Raw genomic sequence first — 6,451 nt, forward strand, 5'->3', positions numbered from 1 at the left:
AATCATAAGAAGATGAAGTAGAATAAAGTGATGAGAATGAGGATGTTGAAGATCAATATGGTGGTAAGAAGCTAGTTAGGGAAGGTTCTGAGATGTATAATAAACGTAATAATCAATTAATTTTATTTGATGAAAAGACAACCACAAGGATCTACACAAGGAGTATCGTCGGCAACGACAGAAGTATATAAGAGACAGCTATTAAAGTGCATATAGTAAATTTAAAAATAAAATACGAAAATATTATTTTTTATATGAAAATTGTTTCATATTGATCATTATTAATTAAATAAATTTATCTTATTACTATTTTTATTTTAGCTTTTTCATGCAATGCAATACAAAACTTTAGTTAAATTATAACTATCCTGTCTTGGAATGAATGAGAGGGATAGTTTTTTTAATGGTAAGCGCGATAAAAGATGCAATCAGAACTTTCAAAAAACCACCAATTAAAAAACCTAAAGAACTTATTAAAACTGTCAGCAAAGACACTTGTGTCATATACGCTGTCCATGGAATACCAAAAGCATAAACAACGCCTATACCACCCATAGTATTTATCAAGAATAAGAGTATAAAATTTAATCGCTTCCAAAATAACTCAACTAGCAAGCCAATGAAAAATGCCGCAAAGGGAAAACTGATAAGATAACCACTCGTAACTCCTAAAAAAACACTAACTCCACCACGACCACCAGGCAATAAAGGCAATCCAATCGCAACAAGAGCAAGAAAAAGAAGTGATGCGAGAGCTCCTCTTTTGGCTCCAAGTATAGATCCTGCTAACATCGGTCCCATCGACTGGGCTGTAATAGGGACTCCTAGAAGAAAAGGAAGATAAATAGGAGGGAATAGGCCTAAAACGGCATAAATAGCAGCAAATAAAGCTATATAGATTAAATCTTTTGTATTCATTTAATTCTTCTTTTACTATAAAAAACTTGGATTATTGTGAGATGATATATCAATAGTGTCAGCATCATAAGAACGCGCTTCCAATGCTTCAGCCACTTCTGAAGCCATTCTTATGGTTCGTATAATTAAAGGTATTGCAAGAGCGACAATGTTAGTATTAAGTCCTCGTGCTTGCTGTGCTTCATGAACTTCATTAAACTTTTCACTCAAAAGAGGAATAAATCTGATTGCCATAGAGAGAACCATACTGACTTTTGATGGATTTATACCAAAACAATGAAAAGGCTGAAGCCCTGCTTCAATTGTATCCACCATATCTGAAACTTTTGTTGTAAATGAAATAAGTGATGATAAAGAAAAGAGGACAAAAAGACGTAATATAACCTCAATTCCCATAAGCCAACCGCTAAAAATAGTTTGAAATAAAAATAGAAGAACTAAAAGCAATCCCATTGATTTAAACTGCTTGATCACAGTGCTAAAAGGAACCTTGGCAACTCTATAGAATAAGATAACAAATAATAAACAGAGTCCAAGAAGTGGTAAAGATGAAACCATTATTATAAAAGTTCCACATACTGTAAGGAATAATAACTTAACTCCTGGAGCTAACCTATGAATCAATGTATCCTTTGGGATATATAAACCGATCATAACATTCTTCTTATATATTCCTTGATAGCAACAAAAGGTATATCATCAATTGCTATCTCCCCCTTATCAAAAACCAGTACTCTATCAAACTTTTTTAAAAACTCCAAATCATGCGATACAACTATTACCGTTTGTGGTAATTCTTCTATCACTTGTGTAACGCGATGCTTATTTCGTAAATCAAGTAACGTTGTGGGCTCATCAAAAATAATGTAATCTGGTTTCATGGCAACAACACTGGAAATAGCAACGAGTTGCTTTTGCCCACCACTTAATAGATGAACAGCGTGATTTCTGAAATCTTGAAGATCATAACGCTGTAAAATTTCATCTACACGCTCCTTAATTTCATTTTTACTAAGCTTCAAATTTTTAAGACCAAAGGATAAATCTTCTTCCACTAAGGGTAAAACAATTTGATTGTCAGGATTTTGAAAAACAAACCCTACTTTACGCCTTACCGCCTTTGCATCGTATTTTGTATCAAGCCCATCAACACTTACAACACCATGAGATGGTAATTGAAGTCCATTGATAAGACGAACAAATGTACTTTTTCCAGAACCATTTGCACCAATAATGGCGATACGCCTTTCAGTAAGTTGTATAGTAATATTCTTTAAAACACACAACTCACCAAAAACTTGTGTCACCTTATCAAATTTTATAATTCCCAAGGTTTATTCCAATCAAACCCTTTTATTACCCCTGCTATAGTTATCGCTTAAGCTTATAGCCTAAAAGTAAAAATAAGCACCATAGAGGAATAATAATAACTGCCAAACTCATATCAGGCATCTGTACAGGAATATACGTCTCAAGAAAAGGTATTCTTATTCCTACCATATCCAAAAGTCGAGCCATTAATCCATTTTTTCCAAACCCACTTATAAGCATTATACAAAATAATAAAACAAGAAAGCATAAGCAAAGATAGTTAGCGTAAGGATATAAACCAAACGCATAAATAAAGTTTCCTTTTCTGTTCTTATGGGCCTTTCGAAATTTCAAATGAACAATAACAATAATAGCCCAAGTAATAAGCGCAGCAGCAGTTGCAAGCGCCATAATTCGCATAAAACTATTATCAGGAACAAGAGCATTAATAACAACGATTATTGCCGTACACAACGACGAAAAAAGGATAGCAACATAAGGAACACGAGCAGCACTCAGTTTACTAAAAATATGTGGTGCATTTTTTTGTATTGCTAAACTATAAAGCATACGACCATTCGAATAAATGCCACTATTGTAAACAGAAATAGCCGCCATAATAACCACAAAATTCAAAATATGACCTGCTGCGGGAATTCCTACAGTTTCAAAAATTGTGACAAAAGGACTACCATTTTTTCCAATCATATCCCACGGGCTGATTATCATAATAACGCTGATAGAACCAATATAAAAAATTATAATTCTCCACATAACTTGACGAATAGCCGCCGGAATTGTTTTTTGTGGATTAGATGCCTCTCCAGCGGCAACACCAATAAGCTCAGTTCCTCCAAAAGAAAACATTACTACAGAAGTTGCCAAAATAACCCCTATAATTCCATAAGAGAAAAAACCGCCATGATCCCAAAGATAATGGATACTCGCTTGATTTTCCCCTATTCCAGTGACAATGAGAAAAATCCCAAAAATAATCATACCAATAACAGCAGCAACTTTGATTAAAGCACAACCAAATTCAAATTCGCCATAAAAACGTACATTAGATAAATTAACGAGTGTGACAAACAAAAGTACAATAAAAGATGACTTCCAATGATCAATCATAATCCAATGATCTAAATAAAATCCAATCACTGTAAGTTCAGTCATACTGACGAGAATATAAAGAAACCAATAATTCCAACCTGTTATAAAACCTGCTAAACTCCCCCAATATTTATAAGCAAAAAAACTAAAAGCACCCGATGTTGGTTCTTCTACAGACATTTCACCAAGCATTCGCATAATGAAATAAATAATAAGTCCCCCGAAAAGATAAGCTAAAATAGCCGAAGGACCCGCCAATTGAATTGCCTCTGTTGATCCATAAAAAAGCCCCGTCCCTATAACACCACCTAAAGCAATCATTTGAATATGGCGATTTTGAAGATTACGCTTCAATTCATTATTCGCATTCTTAAGCATTATTCTTCACTCCCCCCTCAATATTGATTGTAATCTTTACACGAAGGCGCGATAATATCTTCGACATATTTTTTTTTCAACAGAAATTATAAAAGAGAACATAAATCTATTTTTTTGTCATAATGCAACTCCTTATCTTTCTGTGCATTATGCAAATGTTCCATTAAAACTACAGGAAGAAATATGCTTCGCTCTTTATTCAAATTAATGGCTTTCATTTTTGTTACATTAACAATTATAGTGTTTGTTATTGATAATGCACACTCCATCATCACATCACACTGGATGATAACCCCCCTTAATAAAATTTTAGTAAATCTTCTGCAAACAGATATTTATAACTTTAATCAATCTCTCTGTAAGATAATGCCTGATTTTTTATCCTCTATTTGCATTACTCTCACTTATCTACCTGCATGGATTATCTTTGCTGCTTTAGCAATAATATTTTGTATCTTAACTTACAAAAAACAAAAACCTTTTCAAAAAATATCATATATATATAATGGAGAATATATTTAAATTTGAAAAAGGCTTCTAGAACTCACTGTACTGTACTATACACAACCAATGTAGTCTAGAGTTCCTCACCTTATCAACACAACTAAAAGTCATTTGATCATGAAAACGGGTTAAAACGCTTTATTATAGTAAATATAATATGTTCAATCATGATTTTTAATCGATAAAGACCACATCATTTTATTTGCATCAACTCAAAGAAATTAGCAAATAAATTTAATCCTCGCCTATAAGAAACTTCTACCCAGAAAAATTGAAATGAATTGAAGTCTTTTTTCTGTGGCTGTGTTTTATACCTTAAAACATTTCTTAAGTTTAGTACTAGAAATTATATATAAAAAGTGTCTTCCAATATCAGCATTCTTTATAAGATTAAAAATTCTTGAAATTAATTTCCATGCCCAAAAATACATTAAATAAAACTAGTCTGTAAATAATGCAAAACCGTGATAAAGAACTTTTCACACCTTCCTTTATAATATCCACTCTATGACATCTAAAAAAACAAGAGACTATTACTAGAAAAATTTTTAAAAAGTATATTTATAGAGGCATGCCCCTCACATAAAATAGAACACTATTAGATTGTATATTCACGCGCTTTTTTAAGAAGCATTTCTCAATGTGCCCAAGCTCATTTTGTAACGTCATCATGAATGATATAATGATAAATCCATTCAGCACCTCCATCTTTACACCAATAAAGTAACACTCCTACACCCTCATATACTTTGACAGCCCTAAAATGTTGCTACACCCCTTGGTATTTGAGATGACTCATAAGAATATTTTTAGCCATTTCTTATTAGTTTTTATCCACACGGGATCCTTCCGCTTGTCACGTGCAAAAGACATGGTTTTGACTTATTCAATATGAGGGAGATTTAAAATAAGAGAATCCTACGGTATTTAAGGTTTTAATTTAAATTGAATAGAGATAAATTATTATAAATCAGTATGTTACTTTATTAAAAAAAATGCATACTTGCTTTTATACATACTTTTAGCTATTACCCTCAAATTAGTTTTGTCTCATTGACTTGCAAATCTATGCCGCATTAGCTCAGTTGGTAGAGCACATCATTCGTAATGATGGGGTCGCTGGTTCGAATCCGGCATGCGGCACCACTTTTTGTTTTTAGTGTATTGAAATATATAGATTTTCTCTTTAATTTTTTGTTTTAAGACCACCTTTTAGTCTACTTTTTATGGCTTATATAATTTTACTTAGTTCGTTGTTATTTTCTCCATATTTTTTAAATAAAAGCTAATATCTCTTTTTCCTGTCTTACGGCTCTAGCTCACTTATATGATTCTGGAGGTAACGCTTTGAATTCTCCAAGTACGTTTGTGGATATACTAAAAAGCTGTGCCCATTCATGGGGTGAAACATATCTATCGCTATTATCACAGAGTATCTTATTTTTATCCTCCATAAATGGGTGAAAATGCTGGGAAGGAACAATTCCCTTTCTAACTTCAAGCAACTTTTATAAAGATCTTTTATATAACTTGTGTTATTACACCTAAAAAGATTTCAAAAGCTTGATTAATTGGCTTAAGATGTTGTTGGAAACGTAGCAAATACAACACTAGATAAGATAATATCATTAACCAAAACGCTTCATATGAAGAAGATGAAAGCATTATACATATAAAAAATACATAACCAAAACTACCGTTCAAGTTTTTTTTACAGTACAATATTCTTTAAAAAGTTATTAAATATCATTAATTTATAGATTGAATATGCTCCTCTAACATATTGTTTCAGTTAGAAACAGACTACAAGAGAGAGATAAAATATCCATTATGTTTTTCATATAGATATATTTTATTTATAAAAATTTACGTAACAGTTTATTTTAAATCCTTTATGAAGGTATTTTTTGAAGAAAATTAAGCAATTAGGGAAAAAATAAGGAACAATTAAATTAACTATAGCTTTTTTGATTAAATATGTATAATACGTTATGTATTCGATATATTGATTCTAAGATACTTAATAGCTGGAGAATGTTTAACTATAATATCTCTTTTTGTTTTTATAAAAAGTTTCTATGGTATAGATTATGGATTATAAAATTATTTAGTAATCAATGCCTATTATTTCGTTAATTATTATATTTCTCACTTTGTTATTGAAAAGATATTTTTAAATTATTGAAGTTTTTCAAATGAATTTTCTATAAATCATTCTAGATCCTGTCTT

Annotated in this window: 5 protein-coding genes and 1 tRNA gene; 2 read left to right on the forward strand and 4 right to left on the reverse strand. The window is 31.5% G+C overall.

Features of this window, described 5'->3' with window-relative positions; translation table 11 throughout:
* Positions 1 to 363 precede the first annotated feature (363 nt).
* From FS875_RS09145 to FS875_RS09160, 4 genes are read right to left on the reverse strand one after another with little or no spacing between them, the layout of a single operon-like run.
* Positions 364 to 918 (reverse strand): biotin transporter BioY, encoded by a 555-nt coding sequence (locus FS875_RS09145; RefSeq protein WP_144755946.1) that lies wholly within the window; start codon positions 916 to 918, stop codon positions 364 to 366.
* 15 nt (positions 919 to 933) lie between these two features.
* Positions 934 to 1,572: an energy-coupling factor transporter transmembrane component T family protein gene (locus FS875_RS09150; protein ID WP_144755949.1), complete on the reverse strand. Its 639-nt coding sequence runs from the start codon at positions 1,570 to 1,572 to the stop codon at positions 934 to 936.
* On the reverse strand, positions 1,569 to 2,249 hold the full coding sequence (locus tag FS875_RS09155; protein WP_144755952.1) for an energy-coupling factor ABC transporter ATP-binding protein: 681 nt from the start codon (positions 2,247 to 2,249) through the stop codon (positions 1,569 to 1,571). The genes FS875_RS09150 and FS875_RS09155 overlap by 4 nt, the downstream gene beginning before the upstream one ends.
* A gap of 40 nt (positions 2,250 to 2,289) precedes the next feature.
* Complete coding sequence (locus FS875_RS09160) at positions 2,290 to 3,717, reverse strand: amino acid permease (protein ID WP_144755955.1); 1,428 nt, start codon at positions 3,715 to 3,717, stop codon at positions 2,290 to 2,292.
* A 183-nt stretch (positions 3,718 to 3,900) separates the two neighbouring features.
* Between FS875_RS09160 and FS875_RS10705 the strand changes: the two genes are divergently transcribed.
* Both FS875_RS10705 and FS875_RS09175 read left to right on the forward strand, forming a co-directional pair.
* Entirely contained in the window at positions 3,901 to 4,239 is a 339-nt protein-coding gene (locus FS875_RS10705; RefSeq protein ID WP_144755958.1) for a hypothetical protein, read from the forward strand.
* A gap of 1,052 nt (positions 4,240 to 5,291) precedes the next feature.
* A tRNA-Thr gene (locus FS875_RS09175) sits at positions 5,292 to 5,367 on the forward strand.
* Positions 5,368 to 6,451 lie beyond the last annotated feature (1,084 nt).

The sequence above is a fragment of the Bartonella saheliensis genome, from assembly GCF_902162175.1.